The organism is Bradyrhizobium sp. Ses1 (genome assembly GCF_059512365.1).
Map to the genome: position 1 here is coordinate 1 of NZ_JCAMOQ010000036.1, position 22,361 is coordinate 22,361.

The 22,361-nt window shown below is 59.7% G+C and carries 17 protein-coding genes and 2 pseudogenes; 7 read left to right on the forward strand and 12 right to left on the reverse strand.

The genetic code is table 11. The annotated features are described in order from the left end of the window. From AC5ZG5_RS30885 to AC5ZG5_RS30905, 5 genes and pseudogenes are all read left to right on the forward strand, one after another. On the forward strand, positions 1–1,118 hold a 1,118-nt coding region (locus AC5ZG5_RS30885; RefSeq protein ID WP_496165480.1), incomplete at its 5' end, for an esterase/lipase family protein. Between the two features lie 60 nt (positions 1,119–1,178). Next, positions 1,179–2,365: pseudogene (locus AC5ZG5_RS30890) on the forward strand (IS3 family transposase). Between the two features lie 1,198 nt (positions 2,366–3,563). Then, positions 3,564–3,818: a hypothetical protein gene (locus AC5ZG5_RS30895; RefSeq protein WP_456646062.1), complete on the forward strand. Its 255-nt coding sequence runs from the start codon at positions 3,564–3,566 to the stop codon at positions 3,816–3,818. A gap of 85 nt (positions 3,819–3,903) precedes the next feature. After that, positions 3,904–4,128, forward strand: coding sequence for a hypothetical protein (locus tag AC5ZG5_RS30900; RefSeq protein ID WP_456646061.1), 225 nt, complete (start codon positions 3,904–3,906; stop codon positions 4,126–4,128). A 679-nt stretch (positions 4,129–4,807) separates the two neighbouring features. Beyond that, on the forward strand, positions 4,808–5,308 hold the full coding sequence (locus AC5ZG5_RS30905) for a hypothetical protein (protein WP_456646060.1): 501 nt from the start codon (positions 4,808–4,810) through the stop codon (positions 5,306–5,308). Here AC5ZG5_RS30905 and AC5ZG5_RS30910 read toward each other — a convergent pair. From AC5ZG5_RS30910 to AC5ZG5_RS30935, 6 genes are all read right to left on the reverse strand, one after another. Continuing rightward, positions 5,268–5,540, reverse strand: a complete 273-nt coding sequence (locus tag AC5ZG5_RS30910) for a ferritin family protein (protein ID WP_456646059.1) — start codon at positions 5,538–5,540, stop codon at positions 5,268–5,270. The genes AC5ZG5_RS30905 and AC5ZG5_RS30910 overlap by 41 nt on opposite strands. A gap of 90 nt (positions 5,541–5,630) precedes the next feature. Continuing rightward, the gene (locus AC5ZG5_RS30915) at positions 5,631–6,377 is read right to left on the reverse strand and encodes an MIP/aquaporin family protein (protein WP_456646058.1); all 747 of its coding nucleotides are present in this window, start codon (positions 6,375–6,377) and stop codon (positions 5,631–5,633) included. A gap of 119 nt (positions 6,378–6,496) precedes the next feature. Further along, complete coding sequence (locus AC5ZG5_RS30920; protein ID WP_456646057.1) at positions 6,497–7,975, reverse strand: catalase; 1,479 nt, start codon at positions 7,973–7,975, stop codon at positions 6,497–6,499. An 807-nt stretch (positions 7,976–8,782) separates the two neighbouring features. Beyond that, positions 8,783–9,703, reverse strand: coding sequence for an RNA polymerase sigma factor RpoH (gene rpoH, locus AC5ZG5_RS30925; protein ID WP_456646067.1), 921 nt, complete (start codon positions 9,701–9,703; stop codon positions 8,783–8,785). Between the two features lie 72 nt (positions 9,704–9,775). Next, positions 9,776–12,886 carry an efflux RND transporter permease subunit gene (locus AC5ZG5_RS30930; RefSeq protein ID WP_456646056.1) on the reverse strand — a complete coding sequence of 1,037 codons (3,111 nt, stop codon included), beginning with the start codon at positions 12,884–12,886 and terminating at the stop codon, positions 9,776–9,778. Continuing rightward, positions 12,883–14,061, reverse strand: coding sequence for an efflux RND transporter periplasmic adaptor subunit (locus AC5ZG5_RS30935; protein WP_456646055.1), 1,179 nt, complete (start codon positions 14,059–14,061; stop codon positions 12,883–12,885). The genes AC5ZG5_RS30930 and AC5ZG5_RS30935 overlap by 4 nt, the downstream gene beginning before the upstream one ends. A 324-nt stretch (positions 14,062–14,385) precedes the next feature. Here AC5ZG5_RS30935 and AC5ZG5_RS30940 point away from each other — a divergent pair, with 324 nt between their 5' ends. Then, positions 14,386–14,574 carry a hypothetical protein gene (locus tag AC5ZG5_RS30940; protein ID WP_456646054.1) on the forward strand — a complete coding sequence of 63 codons (189 nt, stop codon included), beginning with the start codon at positions 14,386–14,388 and terminating at the stop codon, positions 14,572–14,574. 678 nt (positions 14,575–15,252) lie between these two features. After that, on the forward strand, positions 15,253–15,672 hold the full coding sequence (locus AC5ZG5_RS30945) for a hypothetical protein (protein ID WP_456646053.1): 420 nt from the start codon (positions 15,253–15,255) through the stop codon (positions 15,670–15,672). A 178-nt stretch (positions 15,673–15,850) separates the two neighbouring features. Here AC5ZG5_RS30945 and AC5ZG5_RS30950 read toward each other — a convergent pair whose 3' ends face one another. The 6 genes and pseudogenes from AC5ZG5_RS30950 to AC5ZG5_RS30975 all read right to left on the reverse strand — a co-directional run bounded on the left by AC5ZG5_RS30950 (position 15,851) and on the right by AC5ZG5_RS30975 (position 22,333). Beyond that, a complete protein-coding gene (locus tag AC5ZG5_RS30950; protein WP_456646066.1) occupies positions 15,851–17,203 on the reverse strand; it encodes a PQQ-dependent sugar dehydrogenase in 1,353 nt (450 codons plus the stop codon). Continuing rightward, positions 17,203–17,667 carry a DUF2231 domain-containing protein gene (locus tag AC5ZG5_RS30955; RefSeq protein WP_456646052.1) on the reverse strand — a complete coding sequence of 155 codons (465 nt, stop codon included), beginning with the start codon at positions 17,665–17,667 and terminating at the stop codon, positions 17,203–17,205. The genes AC5ZG5_RS30950 and AC5ZG5_RS30955 overlap by 1 nt, the downstream gene beginning before the upstream one ends. 295 nt (positions 17,668–17,962) lie before the next feature. Next, positions 17,963–18,841 carry an NAD(P)-dependent oxidoreductase gene (locus AC5ZG5_RS30960; RefSeq protein WP_456646051.1) on the reverse strand — a complete coding sequence of 293 codons (879 nt, stop codon included), beginning with the start codon at positions 18,839–18,841 and terminating at the stop codon, positions 17,963–17,965. 30 nt (positions 18,842–18,871) lie between these two features. Continuing rightward, positions 18,872–19,429, reverse strand: coding sequence for an NADPH-dependent FMN reductase (locus AC5ZG5_RS30965; RefSeq protein WP_456646050.1), 558 nt, complete (start codon positions 19,427–19,429; stop codon positions 18,872–18,874). A gap of 283 nt (positions 19,430–19,712) precedes the next feature. Further along, a pseudogene (poxB, locus tag AC5ZG5_RS30970) lies at positions 19,713–21,214 on the reverse strand (ubiquinone-dependent pyruvate dehydrogenase); the annotation flags it as partial. A gap of 57 nt (positions 21,215–21,271) precedes the next feature. Further along, positions 21,272–22,333 (reverse strand): aldo/keto reductase, encoded by a 1,062-nt coding sequence (locus AC5ZG5_RS30975; RefSeq protein ID WP_456646049.1) that lies wholly within the window; start codon positions 22,331–22,333, stop codon positions 21,272–21,274. Positions 22,334–22,361: the final 28 nt, after the last annotated feature.

A 22,361-nucleotide genomic window follows, 5' to 3' on the forward strand; every position in this document is an offset into this window, starting at 1 on the left:
CCTTGGAGGCTTTCGGACGCCGGCCGCCGAATACGCCGCGCCCTCCCTCAAGCGGCCGGCATCCGAAACCCTTCACAAGAGCCGACTTCAAAGCCCGTGGCTGCAGCCTTGCTCTTGCGCCTCGACCCGCATCCTTGATCAGCCTTTTCGAGAGGCTTCTGAGAGATCCTCTATCACCCGTGGCTCCTATGCACGGCGCGTTTTTGGCGATAGCATCGAACATCGATACGTCAACGAATTTGACCAAAGATAAAAACATTCTTGGCTTCAGCCTCGCGGCGCCGCGAGCTGGAGCCACAACTCGCTCACGACGCGGTTTTCGTAACGCCCTATTCATCGTTAGCGGACCTGCGGAGGCTTCGATGCTTAGAAGGGTATGGGCCGTACTTGCGATATCTTGGCTTTTGGCGACGGCTAACGTCGCGATCGCCCAAAATCAAAGATACGTGCGCAATCTGGGTTCCAACTCTCCCGTTATTGTTTTCGTACACGGAGTCCTAGGGGATGGCGCAGCCTCGTGGGCTACAGGTAACGTCTCCTGGCCGAAGCTTGTCGCTGAAGATAGCGCGTTTAATGGCGCCAGTATTTATGTGCACGATTACCGGACCACGCTGAAGACGGGGTTGAGCATAAATGAGTTAGCGGAGAACCTTAGATTGCGATTGATCGATGACGGGGTCATTGATCATCGCGAGCTTATTTTTATAGCGCACAGTATGGGTGGGTTGGTTACCCGTCAGTACCTACTCAAGTATCGTAGTATTGCCGCTAAGACCCGCTTTCTCTTCTTTCTTTCCACTCCAACAACCGGAAGTGAGCTAGCCAACCTGGCGTCGATCATCAGCCGTAATCCCCAGTTCCGAGACATGCGGTTGATGCAATCGGCGGACTATCTTGCAAATCTTCAGCTTGACTGGTTCGCCGCCAACTTTGGTATTCCGACGTACTGCGCGTATGAGACTTTTGATACTTACGGAATCAAAGTCGTTGATCAAGCGAGCGCCTCTAACTTGTGCACACGAGGACTAGACCCGATTCAGGCCGACCACATCTCGATTGCTAAACCGACACGACGCACTGACGATCAATACATCTCGTTCCGAAACGCCTCTCGCTGACCTGCCGCTGCGTATTTCCTCCAGAAGGAGTTAGAGTCCGGCCGGAAGAAGGACGGACGAATGAAGCGAGCAAGGTTCACGGAAGAGCAGATTATCGCGGTGTTGAAGGAGCATGAGGCTGGGGCGAAGACGGCCGACCTGGCTCGCAAGCATGGAATCTCCGAGGCGACAATCCACAATTGGAAGGCTAAATTCGGCGGCATGGACGTCTCTGAGGCCAAGCGGCTGAAGGCGCTGGAGGAGGAGAACGCGAAGCTGAAGAAGCTCCTGGCCGAGCAGATGCTCGATGCGGCCGCCCTTCGCGAGTTGCTTTCAAAAAAATGGTAGGGCCCGCCGCCAAGCGCGCTGCGGTCGCGCATCTGCAGGCCGTCATGAGCCTGTCGGAACGGCGGGCCTGTTCGATCGTGGGCGCGGATCGGAAGATGATCCGCTACCGCTCCCGCCGCCCTCCGGACACGGTTCTGCGTGGCCGGTTGCGCGATCTTGCCAACGAGCGGCGGCGTTTCGGTTACCGCCGGCTGTTCGTCCTGCTGCGGCGGGAGGGCGAGCCATCGGGCATCAACCGGATCTACCGGCTTTATCGCGAGGAAGGGCTCGCCGTCCGCAAGCGGCGGGCCCGCCGCAAGGCTGTGGGGACCCGTGCTCCGATCCTGGTCGAGGCCAAGCCCAACGCGCGCTGGTCGCTGGACTTCGTTCATGATCAGTTTGCCAACGGACGGCGCTTCCGGATCCTCAACATCGTCGACGACGTCACCAAGGAATGCCTGGGCGCCATTCCGGATACCTCGATCTCAGGACGGCGCGTTGCCCGCGAACTCACGGCAATCGTCGAGCGACGCGGCAAGCCAGAAATGATCGTGTCCGATCATGGCACCGAGTTCACCTGCAACGCCATGCTCGCCTGGAGCAAGGACACAGTCATCGATTGGCACTTTATCGCGCCGGGAAAGCCGATGCAGAACGGCTTCATCGAGAGTTTTAACGGCCGGATGCGCGATGAACTGCTCAACGAGATCCTGTTCTTCGATCTGGATGATGCCCGCGCCAAGATCGCCAACTAGGTCGCCGACTACAATATCCGGCGGCCTCACTCGTCGCTGAAATACCTGACCCCCGCGGCCTATGCCGCCCACCTCACCGCAACGGACGATCGGCTACGCAACCCCGACCAGCTCCGCCGATCGTCCGTTGCTCCACCCGCGCCACTTGGCGTACAAAAACCCGAGACTCTAACCGCGGCTGGATGAAAATTCAGTGGCAGGTCAAGAAGCCGCTGTGTCGTTCCATACCGCCGGTACGTTTGCTCGAATATTCGCATCGGGCGAAAGCTCCACGTTTACGACGTGTCTGGGCAAACTACGTCAACGTAGACACTGTCAAAAAGGCGCACCGAGCGATCGACAACTACACCGCTGTGCGGTTGCGCCGGCGGGTGTGCTCCAAGCACAAGGTCAGGCGACGGAAGCGCGGGACTTATCCACTCTCGCGCCTCTGCGGGTACTTCTGGCTCGTACGCTTTGACTGTGCTTGGACACGACCCGTCGCGGGTGAAGGCGTGACGCCTTGTCTGCTAGCCGGATGCGAGAGATTCGCCTGTTCGGCTCAATGAGCGGGATGTGGAAACGGAGTCACGGTCGAACTACTAAGGCACCGCCAGACGAAAGAGGCGGCAACAGATATGTTCGGCCCCAAATCACCCATGACTTTGTTGCGGAGATCGTCGGCTTTAACGGCGAGCCATAAACCTTCGTATCGTTCCGTTACCCCTTTACATGCTGAACGATTACCTAGTTCAATTGAGCCGGTGATAGTGGTCGTCATAGGATGCACGCGTTGGAAAAGCGCACAGGCTCGTGAAGTGCGCCGGTGAAAAAGGATGATCGACGAACGACGAGAATACCAAGAGGAGACCACAATGCCCAACTGCTCCGAAAGTTCCAGATCTGGCAGAGCCGCGCGATGCGCGGTTTGTGATGGCAAGTTCGGTCTCGTCCGGTACTACTCGTGGCGAACCCACGTTTGCTCCAAGAAGTGCCTCGATCGCTTCAGGGCTCGCCGGGCAAGTGACCGCAATTGGTTGTCCTGGCTCAATATCGCTTTAGAGCAAGCGCCAGAGAAACCGAGGGCTCTATGACGTTCCAGATCTCACAACGCGGCAGAGAATACTTGCAAACAGCACAGACTTTGCTCCGCGCTGCGCAAACCATGACCGACCGAGCGATTGCAAATCAGCTTAGGACCCTGGCCGACGACTACCAGCGGCGAGCCGAGAAAGCTTCGCATGATGATGCGGATGGATGAATTGCCTGACTGCATAGAGAGATTCCGGGATTGGGTGTAAGATGAGCAATCGCTTTTTGGCATGCAACGCTTGTTCTATTCACTGTCATGCCGCCGATTTCTACAATCGGTCACGCTCGCGCCCACGATTACCAGCACCCTGAGTTGAACAGCTGGTATGAAAGCTTGCACAGCGGCAAAGGGCCCTGCTGCGATGGCAGCGATGCGAAGCGCGTTGATGACGCCGATTGGGAAACGAAGGATCGTCACTATCGCGTGCGCATCGAAGGCGAGTGGGTTGATGTTCCGAACGACGCCGTCGTGGATGGACCGAACCGCGCTGGCCGTACGATGGTCTGGCCTTACTACCAAAGTGGTCACCCGAAGGTGCGCTGCTTCATGCCGGGGAGCATGGGCTGACCGCGAGCGCAGCGCGATCAGCAGTTCCCGCCAACTAGCTCCAACTCGTCCGATGTCGCGTATTGCTTTGCATAGGAGGCAGCGAATGACAACTGGAAGATGGAATAGCCGCAACAGGATCACCAAAGAAACTCGTGAGCAAATCCTGTATGCTTATCTGGGCGATCCAATCAAAGGAACTGAACTTGCGATGAGCAACGGACTAACGGCCGCATACGCGTACAAGCTTGCTTATGAGCGCGGGTTATTGCCGACTCGCGATGAGAAGCTGCTTGGGCGCAGCCATTCAGCGAGATTGGCATCAACATGATTGCCCTCACTCCAAAAACAAAGGCAATGCCTTGAGGCCGTGAGAGCCGGGCTCGGTTCGGGAATGTCGCGACGCTACGCAGGCTGGCGGATCGTCTTTCACTAAGGCGATTACCGTAGTGTGTACCAAAAACCTTATCCGAGTTGATGAGGTAACGGAATCGCCTAAGCTTGAAGAATGATCGGGCTACCGTGTTTCGTGCTGGCTGTCCTGGGCTCGCCGTTCAAGTCGAAGTTGCGACTCGAAGCGGAGAACGCGGTGCTTCGACATCAGTTGATTGTCTTGAGGCGTCGGTTGTACGCCCGCGTCCGCCTGATGGACCAGGATCGCTGGTTCTTGATCCAGCTGTATCGCCGGTTTCCATCAATCTTGTCGGTCCTAACGATCATCCGGCCCGAGACGGTCGTGCGTTGGCACAGGGCGGGCTTTCGCCGCTGCTGGCATTGGAAGTCGCGATCTTTAGGAGGGGGACCGTCCATCGATACAGAGCTGCGCGGATTGATCCGGCGGATCAGCATGGACAATCCGTTGTGGGGTGCGCCGCGCACACGTTAACTGCTCAAGCTTGGGTTCGAGGTCGCACAATCGAGGGTTGCCAAGTACATGGTCAAGCGGCGAAGACCAGCCCAGCTGGGGATGGCCGACCTTCCTGCGTAACCACGCGCCGGATATTGCCGCCATGGACCTGTTCGTTGTTCCAACGATCGGTTTCGACCTGCTCTATGCCTTCGTCATCGTCCGACTGGACCGCAGAGACCTGGTCTGGATCAACATCACAAGAAGTCCGACGGCGGATTGGGTTGCACGTCACATCACCGAAGCCTTTCCTTGGGGTGAAGCCCAAAATACCTCATTCGCGATCGCATCTATGACAGCCTCGTTACGCGGCGATTGCACGGCATGGGTATCCGCGACAATCCTGTTGCACCAGCCTCGCCGTGGCAGAATGGCGTTGCCGAACTTCACCGGATCGATCCGCCGCGAGTGTTTGGACATCATTGTCCTGGGCGAGGTGAATCTGCCTCAGATTCTGCGATCATACGGACGCTACTACAACGACATCCGAACGCACCGATCGTTGGACAAAGACGCGCCGGCTGCCCGCCCAATTCAGCGGACCGGAAGCATCAGATCGCTCCCTATCCTGGGCGGTCTTCACCACCACTACGCTCGAGCTTAAGTTTTCGGTACACACTAGGTATGTGATTGCCGAATAGTGACGAATAGAGATCGATCAGCGCGCAACGATGCTCCTCCTCTTCGGCAGCCATGTCGGAAAAGATCTCAGCCGTGTCAGGATGTACGTCTCGCAGGCCTTCTGCGAAATCGGCGTAGATTCTTCCACCTTCTTCTTCGCTGCTGACGGCCAGCGCAAGGATCTCCTGTTCCGTGAGTCGATCGAATGATTTCATTTTGGCCTGTCGAACCCCCGCCGGCTCTCGCCGATTGGTCGTGGTGCGCTTTTGCTTGCTTCGAAACATGAGCTTCGAATGGAATGCGGGTCATTCGGCGGGGGCTTGTCCGGCCCTGTTCGCCGCCGATGCCGTTCCTTCGTTGGAGATTCGGGTGAGACCCGCATGAACGATCGCTGCGACGATGGCGCCCACGATGGGGGCAGTTAGGTACAGCCAGACATCACCGAAGTTGCCAGTGGCGACCATCGGGCCGAGCGCCCGTGCCGGGTTGAAGGGGGCGCCAGTGAGCGTTCCACCCATCAGGATATTAAAGGTCAAGGTCATTCCGATCGCCAGCGGAGCGAGGCTGCCGGCGCAGCCGGCAACTGCTGTGCTGAGTACGACCGTGACTAGGAAAAATGCCAGCACAGCCTCGATCGTGAATCCAGCGGCGGGCGTGATCGTGAGAGTCGCGGCGCCGAGCGCGAGGTTGTGCGCGAGCGCCGGCGTGCCGAGGCCCGTGGCTGAACCACCCAGAACGGCGCGGAGCACTAGCGCGCCTGCGATACCTCCAATGAGCTGGCTCACAATATAGCCAATCGCTTCATCGACGCGCATTTCGCCGGCGGCGAGCACGCCGATGGTGACGGCGGGGTTCATATGCCCGCCCGAGATGGAGCCATAGGCGAAGACGAAAGCCATGATAGTAAATCCATGGGCAAAGGCGATGGCGGCGATACCGGGCAGGCCAACGCCATCGCCGACCACGGCCGCAGCACCGGCGCCGATGAATACGAATGCAAATGTGCCGATGAACTCCGCGAGGAGCTTGGATGCAATCCGGTTGGACATCATTGACTCCAAAGATGAGCTGACCACTCGGCGTGATCAGGTCGCGCCGAGGAACGATAGGTTCGTGGGGAGTGACCGGCGGCACCCGCGGGAGCGCCGCCGGTCGGCTAGAGCGATCAGGTTTACTCCGCAGCGGCCGTCGGCGATTTGGATTTTATGCCCAGCGCCTGCGCGACGCCTGCGCCGTACGCCGGATCGGCTTTGGTGCAGTTCGCGATGTGGCGTTGTTTGACCTCAAGTCGGGCATCACCCATGGCGCGGGCGGTGTTCTCGAACAGCACCTTTTGCTGCGCGGGGCTCATCTTGCGGAACAGATTGCCGGGCTGCTCATAGTGATCGTCCTCGACGCGATGGTCCCAATAGGTCGCATCGCCCTCGATCGGCAGCGGCGGTTCGATCAGTGCTTCATTGCGGTCCATCCAGGCGCCCTTGCTGTTGGGCCAATAGCTCGGCGTGGCGCCGAGATTGCCGTCGGTTCGCATCTGGCCGTCGCGATGATAGCTGTGGAACGGGCATTTCGGCGCGTTCACCGGGATCTGGTTAAAGTTGATCCCGAGCCGGTAGCGCTGCGTATCGCCATAGGAAAATAGCCGCCCCTGGAGCATCTTGTCCGGCGAGTAACTGATACCTGGCACCAAATTAGCCGGCGAAAAGGCGGCCTGCTCCACCTCGGCGAAGAAGTTGTCTGGATAGCGGTTGAGTTCCATCACGCCGACCTCGATCAGCGGGTAGTCACCCTGCGGCCACACCTTCGTCAAGTCGAACGGATTGAAACGGAAGGCCTTGGCCTGTGCGTCCGTCATCACCTGGATGAAAAGCGTCCAGCGCGGGAAGTCACCGCGCTCGATGCTCTCGAAGAGGTCCCGGCCGTGACTCTCGCGATCATTTGCGACGATAGCCGCAGCTTCCTGGTCGGTGATGTTCTGGATGCCCTGCTGCGTACGGAAGTGGAACTTCACCCAGATGCGCTCATTGGCGGCATTGATCATCGAGAAAGCATGGCTGCCGTAGAGGTGCATGTGCCGGAAGCTCTTCGGAATGCCGCGCTCGGACATGGTGATGGTGACCTGATGCAGCGCCTCCGGCAGCATGGACCAGAAATCCCAGTTGTTGTCGGCCGAGCGCATGCCGGTGCGCGGGTCGCGCTTGATCGCGTGGTTCAGGTCCGAAAAGCGTAGCGGATCGCGGAAGAAGAACACCGGCGTGTTGTTGCCGACGATGTCCCAGTTGCCTTCTTCGGTGTAGAACTTGATGGCGGTGCCGCGGATGTCGCGCTCGGCGTCGGCGGCGCCGCGCTCCCCGGCCACGGTCGAGAACCGAACGAACATCGGCGTCTTCTTGCCGATCTCCGAGAAGATCTTCGCCTTGGTGTAGTGGGTGATGTCGTGCGTAACGGTGAAAGTGCCGTGTGCCCCCCAACCCTTGGCATGCATCCGGCGCTCCGGGATCACCTCGCGGTCGAAATGCGCCAGTTTCTCGATCAGCCAGATATCTTGCAACAGCGCAGGACCGCGCGGCCCGGCGGTCTGAATGTTGAGATTGTCCGTGACAGGCATACCTGACGCGTGGGACAGCGGCGGGCGTTTGGATATGTCGTTCATTGGATTGCTCCGGTGGGAGAGTGATGGGCGTGTGGCCGCGTATGGCTCCTGAGGCATCGAGAACCCAGAAACGCAGCACTCTGCGGCGGCACCACAGATTGCTTTGCAACGTCGGCTCGTGACGAAATGCATGCGCAGAACTGGTCGAATTGAATGTACTCATCCCTTTCGCGGCAACTTTGGTTCGATTGCCAAGCTTAAGGTGGTCTTGCCCTAATCTAGGAGCCGCAGAGCTTGTTTAGCTGCCGACCCCTGGCGCCACCAGCAGAGGCGTCCATTTGTTCTTTGGGCTGACGACATAAAGGACGAGACAATGAAACTTGCTACAATCGCATTAGCCGCCGCGTTCGCACTGTCCGGTACATTCGCGTTCGCAAAACCATTGCGTCACCACTCGAGAGTCCTAACCGGCATGAGCCGGATGCATCGGCCCTCGAACTATGGCAACCTGAACGGCACTGCAGCCGGTCCGACCACATTGAGCGGAACTGGCTCTTCTCAGTTCGGTGGCGACTCTCCCGGTACCAGCGGCTACAACTAAGGTGCTTAGTAATACACTGCTCGGTGTCTGGATCGCCGTCACGCGGTCCCGGCGGCAACCTCTCTGCCGCCGGACCCGTGCTTCTAGCCGTGCTCCTCGCCGCGTCGCGCTTGATCGGCAACTCGAGAAACCCGCAGTTATTCCGCCGCAGCTGGCCAGCGCTCGGCCCACGCCTGAGTCTGGCCCATGCACCTACCGAGGTCTCGACAAGAGCAGCCACGAGCGCCTCGTCCGCATAAGTCATCGCGCCTTAGCGCTTGGCGAGATCACAGATGTGGTTTCGTCAGGAGGCGCTCGCGTCGTTCTTTGGCGGACCGTCTCGCCGCAATCCGTACCTTATCGTAGGCCCGCACCTCGATCTGGCGAATGCGCTCACGTGAAACGTTGAACTCGATCGCCAGTTCGTCCAATGTGCGTGGTTCATCGATGAGATGCCGCGCCAGAAAGATGCGCCGCTCTCGATCGCCGAGAACGCCAATGGCGCGGACAAGCGCTTCGTGCCGGTAATCCATTTCGTCATGGTCGAGGACGATGGCTTCCGGCGAGGGGCTCTCGTCAACGAGATGATCCTGCCATTCGCTGGACGTTTCTCCCTCACGTACGGGCGCGTTTAGCGAGGTATCTCCGGTCAGGCGCCAATTCATGTCAACGACGTCCTGATCGTTCACTCCGAGGGTGGTCGCAATTTCCGTGACCTGTTCGGGGCGCAAATCGGCGTTGTCGAGTGCCGCGATCTTGGCCTTGGCTGAACGCAGTTTGAAGAACAGCTTCTTCTGGTTCGTCGTAGTGCCCATTTTCACCAGCGACCAGGATCGCAGGATGTAGTCCTGTATTGAGGCCTTTATCCACCACATCGCATAGGTCGCGAAGCGGAAGCCCATCTCGGGTTCGAAACGGTTGAGGGCCTGCATTAGGCCGACATTGGCTTCCGCTATCAAATCCGAGATCGGCAGGCCATAACCGCGGTAGTTCATCGCGATTTTGGCCGCCAGGCGCAGGTGGCTGGTGACGATCTGGTCCGCAGCCTTGCGATCGCCGCGCTCTCGCCAGCGTTTGGCGAGCCGGTACTCCTGCTCTCTCTCCAAGAGCGAGAAGCGTCGAATAGCGGCCAAATAGCCTGATCCGGGGTTATCCGCAGGAGGCGCGTTCGTACGGCGAGTGGTTGGTGCGGACCGATTGCAAGGAATTTCCTGCGCGCCCACCTCAGTTGCTCCGCTTGATGTCGACGTCGTACGATCAGTGATTCTCATCGTCATCGTTCATTCAGCAGGCGCTGGATCAGCCTGGCTCGCGGCCGCTGGCTTTTTTCCCCGAAAGAGCCAGGTCTGCAGCCGGTCGAGATAGATGTAGACAACCGGCGTGGTGTAGAGCGTGAGAAGCTGCGACAGCGCGAGGCCGCCCACGATCGCGTAGCCCAGCGGCTGGCGAAGCTCCGATCCGACCCCGCTGCCCAGCATCATCGGGACGCCGCCAAGCATCGCTGCCATCGTCGTCATTAGGATCGGCCGGAAGCGCATGATGCAGGCTTGATAAATGGACTCCTCGGCGGTCAGACCTTGTTCGTGTTCGACGTGCTGAGCGAAATCGATCAGCATGATTCCGTTTTTCTTGACGATGCCGATGAGCAGGATGATTCCGACAATCGCGATCACGCTGAGATCGTAGTGGGCCGCCATGAGAAGCAGAAGCGCACCAAGCCCGGCCGACGGCAGGGTCGATATGATCGTGATCGGGTGAATCACACTCTCGTAGAGCACGCCGAGGATAATGTAGATCACGAACAGTGCGGCGAGGATGAGGATCGGCGTGCTGGACAGCGCCGCGCCGAATGCTTGGGCGTTGCCTTGGAAGCTGGTCTGAAGCGAGAGAGGCTTGCCGAGGTCTTTCTCGATTTGCTGGATCGCGCTCACCGCCTGACCTATCGCGGTGCCCGGCAGGAGGTTGAACGAGATCGTCACCGACGGGAACTGGCCCTGGTGGTTGACCACGAGCGGTGCGACCTTCACCACCGAGTCAATCAGTGTGGTCAACGGCACCTGCTGCCCGCTCGACGATTTGACATAGATGCCGTTGAGCGCCTCGGGTGAGTACTGAAATTGCGGGTCGACCTCCATCACCACATGGTACTGGTTCAGAGTGGTGTACATGGTCGAGACGATGCGCTGACCGAACGCGTCGTCAAGGGTGTTGTCGATCGTGTAGGGCAGGATGCCGTAGGTGGAGGCCACTTCGCGCTTGATCGTGATGTCGAGGAGAGGTCCTGAATTGAGCTGATCGGTCGCAACGTCCGTGATCCCAGGCACAGCCTTAATCTTGTTCAGAAACAGCCCCGCCCAATGATTGAGCTCTCCAGGATCGGCGTCGTTCAGTGTGTATTGATACATTGTCTTGGACACGCGCCCGCCAATGGTGATGTCCTGGGCAGCTTGCATGTAAAGCGTGATGCCAGGGATCTTGGCGAGGTTGGTCCGCAGCCGCGCCATCACCTGGTCGATGTTGCCACGCTCACTCTTCGGCTTCAGCGCGATGTAAACCCGGCCGTTGTTGACGGTGGTGTTGCCGCCGCCGGCACCGATCGCCGAGCCGATCGAGGCAACGGCAGGATCCCGCATCAGCGCGTTGAGCAGTGCCTGCTGGCGCTCAGCCATGGCCTGAAAGGAAATATCCTGCGCTGCCTCTGAGAGGCCGATGATCAAAGCGGTGTCCTGTTCGGGAAAGAAGCCCTTAGGAATTCGCACGTAGAGGTAACCAGTCAGCGCGATAGTGCCGATAAGCGTCATGAGCGTGATGAAACGGTGGCGCAGCACGATCTTGAGGCCGCCCTCGTACAGCCTGAGCAGGCCATCGAAGCTGCGCTCGGAAAGCCGGTACAGCCGCCCATGCTCGTGGGTTTCCGGCTTCAGCAGGTATGCACACATCATCGGTGTAAGCGTCAACGAGATCAGCAGTGACAGCACGAGTGCCACGCTCACCGCGGCAGCGAACTCACGAAACAGCAGACCGACATAGCCGCTCATCAGGAACAGCGGAATGAAGACGGCGATCAGCGACAGCGTGATCGAAACGATGGTGAAGCCGATCTCGCCAGCTCCTTTCAGCGCCGCCTCGAACGGCGAGAGACCTTCCTCCATGTGGCGTACGATGTTCTCGATTACGACAACGGCGTCGTCCACCACGAAGCCGACTGCGATCGACAGCGCCATCAGGGAGAGATTGTCAAGGCTGTAGCCGAGCTCGTAGAGCACCGCGAAGGTACCAACAAGCGATAGTGGCACGGTCACGGCCGGAATAACGGTGGCCCAGAAGTTACGCAGGAATATAAAGATCACCATCACGACCAGTGCGACGGTCAGCACCAAGGTGAACTGAACGTCGCTGACCGAGGCACGGATTGTCTCCGTGCGGTCGCTGATGATATTGACCTGGACGGCGGGCGGAATCGATGCCTGAAGCGTCGGCATCATCGCCTTGATTCGATCTACCGTATCGATGACGTTGGCGCCCGGCTGGCGCTGGATCGCCATGATGATGGCGCGCCTTTGGTTGAACCAGCCCGCGATCAAGTCATTTTCCGGCGCACTTATGGCGCGGCCGACATCGCGTATGCGCACCGGCGCTCCGTTGCGATAGGCAATCACGAGATTGGCGTAGTCGTCGGCCGTCAGCAATTGATCGTTGGTGCTGAGCGTGTAGGTCTGGCGTGGGCTGTTGAGCGTGCCTTTCGGTAGATCGACATTCGCTTGGCCCAGCGCCGTCCGTACGTCCTCGAGATTGATACCGCGTGCTGCCAGGGCCTGCGGGTCGAGTTGCACGCGGACCGCGGGCTTCTGCTGACCGCCGATACCAACAAGACCGACTCCGGATATCTGCGAAATCTTTTGCAGCAGGATATTTTCTGCGTAGGCATCGACGGTGGTTAGCGGCAAGGTGTCCGAGGTCAGGCCGAGCACCAGGATCGGTGTGTCAGCCGGATTGACCTTCCGGATGGTCGGCGGATACGGCATGCCTACCGGCAGGTATGGGGACGCAGCGTTGATTGCGGATAGCGTATCGCTGACCGTCCCGTCGATCTGGCGGTTCAAATCGAACTGAAGGGTGATCTGTGTGTAGCCCAGCGCGCTCGCCGAGGTCATCTGCGTGAGGCCCGGGATTTCGCCGAACTGCAATTCGAGCGGCGTCGCCACCGAGGACGCCATGGTCTGCGGGTCAGCGCCCGGCAGCTGCGCCGTGACCTGAAGAGTCGGATAGTTGACGTTGGGCAGGGCCGCCACCGGCAACAGCGGATAGCTGACCAGACCGGCGACCAACAATCCGATCATCAGCAGGCCGGTCGCGATCGGACGATGGATAAACGCCGCCGATATGTTCATGGAATGGGAGCCTGCTGCGCGCTCTGAGCAGTGGCTTCCTGGGCCGCCTGACCGGTCAGCAGCGTGACACGCGTGCCGGGCTGCAACTTGTATTGCCCGTCGACCACGACCTGCTCGTTGGCTGTAAGACCGGAATCGATAAGTGCCTGCCCGCCATTGATCTGCGCGATCTTGACCGGTCGGGTCTGGACCGTACTATCGGAATTGATGACGTAGACATAGGCTCCATTCGGACCCTGTTGAACGGCCGAGGCAGCGACCGTCAAGCCATTATGCCTTGTATCGACAAGCAGCCGTGCATTGACGAGTTCGCCGGGCCAGAGCCGGTGCGATTGGTTTGGAAAATTTGCCTTGAGCTGAATCGAACCCGTCGTTTGCAGGATCTCGTTGTTGACCAGGCCAAGCACGCCTTGATCGAGCAGAGTTGTATTATCCTGGCTGTAGGCAAGGACCGGGAGTGGGGCATTGGTCCTTTGCTGTTGCTGCTGGATCTGCGCCAGAACAGTCTCTGGCAGCGTGAAGATCAGCGAAATCGGGTTGATTTGCGTGACGACGACAAGGCCGTTCGTACTGGACGGGCTGATGATGTTGCCGACATCGATCTGGCGAATGCCGACCACGCCATCGATCGGCGAGGTCAGGCGGGTGTAGCCAAGTTGTACCTTCGCCGCATCAATCAATGCCTGATCGGTCTTGATGGCGGCTTGCAGCTGCCCGACCTGCGCCTTTTGGGTTTCGATCAACTGCGGAGTGGCCCAGCCGTTCTTGCCCAGTTTGGTGTAGCGGGTGAGGTTGGCCTGGGCGTTGGTGAGCTGGGCCTGATCGCGTTCGAGAGTTCCGGTGTACTGCTCGACCATTGCTTCGTATGGACGTGGATCAATCTGCGCGAGCAGGTCGCCGGCATGTACGGTCTGGCCCTCCGTGAAGTTGATACTGATGATCTGCCCCTGGATCTGGGCGCGCACGACATCGGTGTTATACGCAATCACCGTGCCGACACCGCTAAGATAGATCGGTACGTCATGTTGGGCGACGACCCCGGCGACGACCGGCACCGCAGGCGGAGCGGGCGCGGCAGTAGCCTTGTCCAACGATTTGGTGCGCGTGAAGTACAGACCCCCGGCCACAATTGCGGCAGCAAGCAGCGCGACAGGAATGATGATTTTCTTTCTCATCGCCTCCCGCCTTCACAGGTTGAAACTGTTTCTCAGCAGCCGGCGGGCCTAAACGTCCCAGCGGTCGTCGTCCCGGACGAACACACCCCGGGCGTCCCGGTAGCGGTGGTTCCAGTGGCGGTCGTCGTAGAGGAAAGCTGGGACGGAGATGAAACTGTGGGTAACGTTGGGACCGGCGAACTCGATCCCATGGTGTTCAGATAGGACGATACACCGGGCGTCGGTACCACCATTGTGGGACTGACCCCAAGATTGCCGATCTCGGTGGATCCCAACGGAATTCCGGTTCGAGGGACGCCACCCGACGCTGTGGGCGAGGTCGATGTGGGAGTTGACGATGCGGCGATGCTGCCGGAGCCGGAGCCGCACATTCCCGACATGCCCGACGTGTCCAGTGTTCCCGAAGTCATCGAACCTCCTGAACTCGCCGGCATTCCCGACGGCGCGGACATTCCAGATGTTGCCGAGGTCGCCGGCGTTGCACCGCCAACAGCCATTCCGCCGCCATCGTAAGTGGAGGTCGATCCGTACATCGTTGATGGCGACGTCCCGACGGTCGAACATGACGTGGCACCACCTGGCACTGCAATTGTGCCCGTCACGCCGCTGGGAGCCGGACTGATTCCGGGGGACACCAGTTCGGTGGCGCCAAGAGGAATGCCGGTCGGGGCAACTGTCGAACCAGACCCCAAGCTAAGTGGCGACGTCGCACCCATGCTAGGCGTCGGTGTAGGTATTCCCTGCGCCATGGCAACGTTGCAGATGAAGAGTGTCGGAAGCACAGCGGTAATCAGCGAGGATCTCATCGGCATTCTCCGTTTCTCAACCGCGTCGTTGCGGCGAGCACCCATGCCACTAAGTTTTTCGACCAGTCATTTTGGCCAAGGCTATCGGAGATCGCTCAACCCCGTTATTGCACCTGGGTCTCCCGTCATCGCAATTTGGTATCTTCGAATGTACTTCGGTATCGATGGTAGCCGCAGGTGTGGAATACGCGTGCGTCCTCTGGGTCGAACCGCCGCGAGTCGGTAATCTGGGTGCAGAAAACGCAGTCAGACCGCAATGACTTTGTCATCGCGGGTCTGCTGCGATGTCGGGTGGATAACCCGATCAGTAGTAGTCGTAGTTGCAGTAGTATGGCCGCGTGTATGGCCGATAGTACTGGCAATCAAAGCCGTAGTCGTAAAAGCCGTGACCATAACCGCGTCGTCCAAGGTGTTCGTGGCCCACATGCGCGATGTGACCTGCGCCGACGCGACCGACGTGACTTCCAATGTGATCCCCGCCAAAACCGTCAATGTGGCCTGCTCGAAGACCACCGATGTGACTTCCGCCGAAGCCACCCACGTGACCTCCACCAAAACCACCGATATGCGCTCCGCCGCCGAAGCCGCCGCCCATATGGCCTCCGCCTCCGCCAAATCCGCCGCCACCGCGCGCCTGCGCACCAGCCGCGACAAGGCTGCCGGCGAGCAGCGCAGTTGTCAAAATCATCATCACTCGTCCTTTCATGACATTCTCCTTTCAAAGTGGGCTTGGTTATCCGCCACAGGATTGTCTGAGGCTGGCACGGCCGGGGACGGCCACACACCGACTTCACAACAGAGATGAGCATGCGTAACTGGGCGCTCTAGTATACTTGCGTTCATTGGACTGAATGAGACGCGCGCTTGAGCAGGACAGAAGCGTGATGAAGGTATCGCGAAAGAGGCAGCGACGAAGACCCGGCGCGTGCCGGATCTTTGAAATGATTTCGGTGAGCTGGCGCCGCAGCGTGGAGTGTCGGCCGCTAAGTGGCGGGCTTCGATCCGGGGTGAGCTGACGATACGCGCCAAACGGTGTTTCCGACGTCGTCGGCGATCAGCAATCTGCCGGCGCGATCGAGCGCCAGACCAACCGGCCGTCCGCGGGCGCGATTGTCTTCATCAAGGAAACCTGTGACGACATCCTGCGCCGGGCCGCTGGGCTTTCCACCTCTAAACGGCACGAAAACCACCTTATAGCCGTTGAGTGGAGTTCGATCCCAGCTTCCGTGTTCGCCGACGAACGCACCGCTTCGATAATCGGCGGGAAGATCGCCGCCTGCGTACATTGCTACTCCCAGGGGGGCCACGTGAGAGCTTAGCGAGTAGTCCGGCACAATGGCTCTAACCACCAGATCGGGGCGCTGCGGCTGGACGCGCGGGTCCAGATGCTGACCGTAATAGCTGTACGGCCAACCATAGAAGCCTCCATCCTGGACCGAGGTGAGATAGTCCGGGACCAGGTCGGGCCCGATCTCGTCTCGCTCATTGACGATGGCCCAGAGCCTGCCAGTTTCGGGCTCCCATTGAAGCCCGGTCGGATTACGTGTTCCGCTGGCGAAAATGCGATGGGCGCCAGATGCACGGTCGACCTCCCAGATCGCGGCCCGTTCATATTCGGCTCCGATACCGTTTTCGGTAATGTTGCTGTTTGATCCGACCCCAACATAAAGCTTCGAGCCATCCGGGCTTGCTAACAGGGTCTTTGTCCAGTGATGATCGATCGGGCCGCCGGGAAGATCGGTCAGTTTGGTTCCTGCGCTAGTGATGCTGGTCTGTCCGTCCTGGTAGGGATAGTGAACGATGGCATCGGTATTGGCGACGTAGAGGTCGTTACCAACGAGCGCGATGCCGAAAGGCGAGTTCAGATGGTCCAGAAAGACGGTCCGCACGTCGGGAATGCCGTCGCCATTGGTGTCGCGCAGCAGCGTGATCCGGTTTGCGTCTTTTGCTGCGGCGCCGGCGAACCACTTTGCCCAGGCAGCAACGATGTCCTTGGGGCGGTAAATCGGCGCCTTCGGACCGTTGCTCTCAACCACCAGCACGTCGCCGTTCGGGAGGACATAAAGAGATCGCGGATGCTCTAAGCCGGTGGCCAATGCCTGAACCTGTAAATTCTCGGGCACGGTCGGCTTTTGATCTTTTTGCCACCCAACTGGTTTCGCAATCCGAATCGGCGGCAGTAAATACTGCTGCAGGGCAGGCAACACTGGATGCGCGCCGATCTGGTCGCTTGGGTTGCCGCCGTTGTCGTCGCAACTAGCAAGTCCTACGCCGACAACGGCGACAAAGACGGCAGCGACACGCGACAGGTTCGCGGAACTGATAGTTTTGGGCATCATTTGTTTGCTCCAGCCTGCCTAGGAGACGTCAGGACCCAACCGGTCGGGGCCATGGCCAACAGAATGATGACGACGAGCGCAGAGAGCGTCAGGCCCGTCGGCACGACCGCCGTATAAGCGTCGCGGCTGTGAACGAGGACGTTGACCAGCGCAATGAGGACCGCGACGACGTAGCCAGTCACGCGAGCCCAAGCGGTCTTTTGCCTGCCGGTTGCAAGGTCTATCAGGGCAGCGATCGCCGCCAGGGCCGCCATGATCAGGCCAGCAGTTATCAGCCACGCCGAAAAATCTCCCCACATCACGTCCGTAGTCCGCCAATAGGCCAGATCGGTAGCAAGCGCGCCCGTAAAATAGGCGACGGGAAAGGGCGTCAGTATTCGATGAATCGGACGACTGCCGGACTTGGCAACTTGGCCGGATGCAGGCCCGAAGCTCGGTTCCGTTATCGTGACGTGCTGCATTTCTTGACCCTCGTGGCTTGCCGGGAAGTGGTACCTGGGCTCCAGCGATAGCTGGAGTTCTCGTGCGACGCGTGTGGCTGCAGCTTCACCGTCGTGCCTCAAGCCAGACGCGGTCTCGCAGGAAAGCCTTCGCTTGTTGTGGATAATAGACAGGGAGCAAAGCCCGGCTCGGCGCCGATTGCTGTTTGTGCGCCATTTTTGCCGTCGATGTGTCGCAATCGTTGCTCGTCATCCCAGCGCCTCGCACGCAACATCGTCACGCGAGGCAAGCGCCGAAAGCGCCTTGCTCGATAGATCACGAGGTGCCGGAATCTCGGCTGGCCAATTGTCCGACCGCAGACCAATCGAGCTTGTCGCCGCCATGCGCCAGCAAAGTCAGGAACCGATCGCGAAGAAGACTCGCAACTGGCATAGGCACCTGCAAATCATCGGCAGCCGCCAGCACAAGCCGGATATCCTTGTAACCAAGCGGCGCGGCGAAGCCGGCGGGTTCGAACTTTGCCTCGACAATCAATTTGCCGTAAGTCTTGTAGACGGGAGCGTTGAAGAGGGTGGACGTCAGTATGTCGATATAGGCGCCGCGGTCGACGCCATCCTTGGCGACAAGCGCGACAGCCTCGCCCAATGACTCGATGACGGACGCAATGAGAAAGTTGCCACTGAGCTTGACGAGATTGGCAGCCTTGGGTTTGTCGGAAATCACGAATGTCTTGTTCCCGATCGCATCGAAGACAGATGCGAGTTCCTGAATCGTGCCCTTGTCGCCACCGATGACTACGGAAAGATCTCCGGCCGCGGCGACATCGGGGCGCCCAAACACCGGAGCTGCAACGAACCGATGACCGGCATTCGCGTGATCAGCCGCGAGGCGCTCTGATAGCGCCACGCTGATCGTGCTCGAGGAGACATGTATCCGGCCCGCTGGAAGGCTCGCGAGCAGTCCGTCAGCGCCACAAACGACGCTCTCAACCGCCGCATCATTGGCCAGCATAGTTATGACCACATCTCCGTGACACGCGTCAGATATGCGCGACGCAGCGACAGCGCCCTTTTTCACTAATTCGGCGCCCTTCGATGGCGTCCGGTTGTAGACTGTCACGTCGTGGCCGGCCCGCAGGAGCGAGGAAGCCATCCCACGGCCCATTTGGCCGAGACCTATAAAGCCGATTTTCATTCTGCAAACTCCAGCACTCTGGCGTGCGCATTACGCTCGTTGTCGTGACATTGCGACCAACCGGTTGAGAGCTTCCAGCGTGAAGCTCAGGAAGGATGGATCGACGATGCCGTCTTTCATCTTGCTGGCAATGCCGCCGAGAACGACTTGGGGTCCGGTCAGGATGCGGGCAGGGATCGAGAGAAGCGTCTCGTTGACCTGCGCATGGGCTCGCACGCCGCCAGTAAAGGCAGGGGAGACCGTTATGACCAGCACCGGCTTGTCGATCAGCACGGACCTTCCAAACGGGCGCGAGGCCCAGTCCAGGGCGTTTTTCAATACGCCGGGAATACCATGATTGTATTCCGGCGTCACGATGACGACACCATCGCTGGAATCGATGGCATTTCGAAACAGCCGTATCTGTTCCGGTCCGTCAGCTCGATCCTCATCCTCGCTGTAAAGCGGAAGCCGCAGGTCGCAGATTTCAAGACCCACCGACCGCGGAAGATTGTCGCGCAGGCTCGACAAGGTCGCACGTGAATAGGAAGCTTTACGCAAGCTGCCAGGTAGGCCAACAAGGCGCGTTGGTATGACAAGGTCATGCATTTTGGGTGCTCCAAGGAAGCAGTAGGCCAACCGCCCGGCAGCACACCGACCGCGCGTCCGCCGACAAAGAAGGAAGCGGCCGTCCATTTAGGGACGAATGAACGGCCGCAGCAAGCCTGGTCGTTCGGGAGGAGGGGTCACCAGGCGGCTGTGATCTAGCAGTTCCTGGGAAATGCGGCTTTGTCGTTGTTGCGGTATCGAGGTGGATATTGCCCTTCCTCGCTTCAACAGGCCATCGACTGTCGCCTGCAACAGCGGGCTCCACGTCTGGCATCCGGCGCTGTTCCACCGGAACCGAGAGCATGAGAGCCAATGTCGCTTCGTTACCAGCCATCGCCGCGAAGTTCGGATTGTTGAGCTCGGTCCCAAAATTGATGAAGCCTGTGGACTTTTGCTCGAGCTCGATGAAGCCGAGCGAGCCATTGTTGAACACCACGACCTTCGCCGGAAGCCGGTGCTGCGCAAGCATAAGCAAGTCGCCCATCAGCATGGTGAATCCGCCATCGCCGGATAGCGAGATCACCTGTCGTTCGGGAAAAGCGGCTTGCGCCCCAATCACTTGCGGCATGGCGTTGGCGATCGAGCCGTGCCAGAATGAGCCGATCAGCCGCCGCTTGCCGTTCATCGCCAGATAGCGGGCCGCCCACACCGTCGGCAGACCCACATCGCAGGTGAAGACCGCGTCATCGGCGGCGAGGTCGCTGATGGCCTTGGCGACCTGCTGGGGGTGAATCAGCCTCTTGCCGCTCGGACGGGCAAGCTCATCGAGGCCTTTGCGCGCTTTCCACCATCTCGCTTCACCTCCAGGCGTGGCAGTAGCGCATCGATCGTCGCGCGCACATCGCCGATCACCGCGAGATCGACCGGCGCGCGGCGCCCGATGGCCTCCGCCCTCAGATCGACCTGGGCGATTCGCACCGATGAACCGCGCGGATAGAACTGCCGGTAGGGGAAATCAGTCCCGAGCATGAGCAGGACGTCGCAATCGAGCATTGCGTAATAACCCGATGAAAAGCCGATGAGGCCGGTCATGCCGACGTCGTAGGGATTATCCCACTCGACGTATTCCTTGCCTCTCAGCACGTGAACGACAGGCGCCTTGAGGCGCTCGGCGAGCGCTACGACCTGATCGTGCGCGCCTTGACACCCCGACCCGCAGAGCATCGTCACGCGCCCATTGCCGTTGAGCAGTGCGGCCAATCGATCCAAGGCCTCGTTTGCTGCCGGCACAGCGGGTCGGGCCGGCAGGAGGTTCGCGGGCTGCGGATCCGATCCCGTTGCTGCCGGCTGCAGCGCGACATCGCCAGGGATGACGATCACGGAAACGCCGCGGTTTGTCACGGCCTGACGGATGGCGAGTTCCAGCGCGCGCTGCATCTGGCCTGCACCGGAAACGAACTCGCAATAGTGACTGCATTCCTTGAACAGCCGCTCCGGATGAGTTTCCTGGAAATATCCCGAGCCGATCTCACTCGACGGGATTTGCGCGGCGATGGCCAGTACCGGCACTCTGGAGCGATGACAGTCAAACAGCCCGTTGATGAGATGCAGGTTACCGGGTCCGCAACTGCCCGCGCAGACCACAAGCTCACCAGTGAGGTGGGCGTCCGCTCCGGCTGCGAAGGCCGCAACCTCCTCATGACGGACATGTATCCATTCGATCTTGCCGTTGCGGCGAACCGCGTCCGTCAATCCGTTCAGGCTGTCGCCGACGATGCCGTAGATGCGCTTGGCGCCAGCTGCGATGAGGACACTTACGAACTGGTCCGCCACTGTTCCGCTCATGCTGTTTCCTTTCAAAGAAGCCAATGCCTTTCCCGCGTCGCCGCGATCCTTGGCGGCCTAGCGCGTGGCAACACTGCGTGCCGGCGGCGCCATGAACTCCGGGCCGATCGGATCGGTGATCGTTTCGCGCAGGATGCGATTGATGTCGGCCCTGGCTGATGCATCCAGCTGCCAGCCGCTTACCTCGTCGACGGGGAGAAGTTGTGATGGGTTGCGCGCGCCCCAGAGCGCCGTCGTGATGCCTTGGTCAAGCATCCACCGGATCGCCAAATGGATCACCCGTTTGCCGAAGCGGCGCTGCGCGAACAGATCGAGCCGCTCGACGGCGGCGAGATATTGTGCGAAGCGCGGCTGCCGGAATTTCGGATCGGTTCGTCGGAGGTCATCCCCGCCAAACTTGCTGTCCGGCCGCATCCGGCCAGATAGGAGACCTCGGCACAGCGCACCATAACCAAAGGTCGCAATGTTGTTTTCGCGGCAATAGGGCAGGATGTCGGTCTCGATGCCGCGCTCAAACAAATTGAAGGGCGGCTGCAGCACATGCAGTGGCGCAATCCGCCGGAACCGCTCCATTTCCTGCACGGAAAAGTTGCTGACGCCGATTGCGCGGATTGTGCCCTGTTCGAACAGCTCGCGCATGGTCTCGGCGGTCTCCTCGATGGTGACCAACGGGTCGGGCCAGTGGACCTGGTAGATGTCGATGTAGTCGGTTCGGAGCCTGCGCAGCGACTCCTTCAATTCGCGCAGGATGCGTGCGCGGCTGGCATTGCGGAATACGCGTCCGCCCTCCCATTCCAGCCCGACCTTCGTGGCGATCAACACCTGGGAGCGCAGGCCACTGCCTGCGAGCGCCTTGCCGACAATTTCCTCGGAGCGCCCGAACCCATAGGCCGGTGCGGTATCGATGACGTTGACGCTGTGCCCGATCGCGCCTTGAATTGTCTTGATCGATTCCGCTTCATCGGTGCCACCCCACATCCAGCCTCCGATGGCCCACGTCCCGAGCGCGACGCGTGATACCTGGAGCGACGTTCCCTGAATTTCGGCGCGCTCCATGCCCTTTGGGACAGGCTTGCTTGCGCGAGTCTTAAGTTCACGGGTGTTGGCTTCACCAGCCATAAGCTCGCTCCTTTGCTGGAGGTCCATT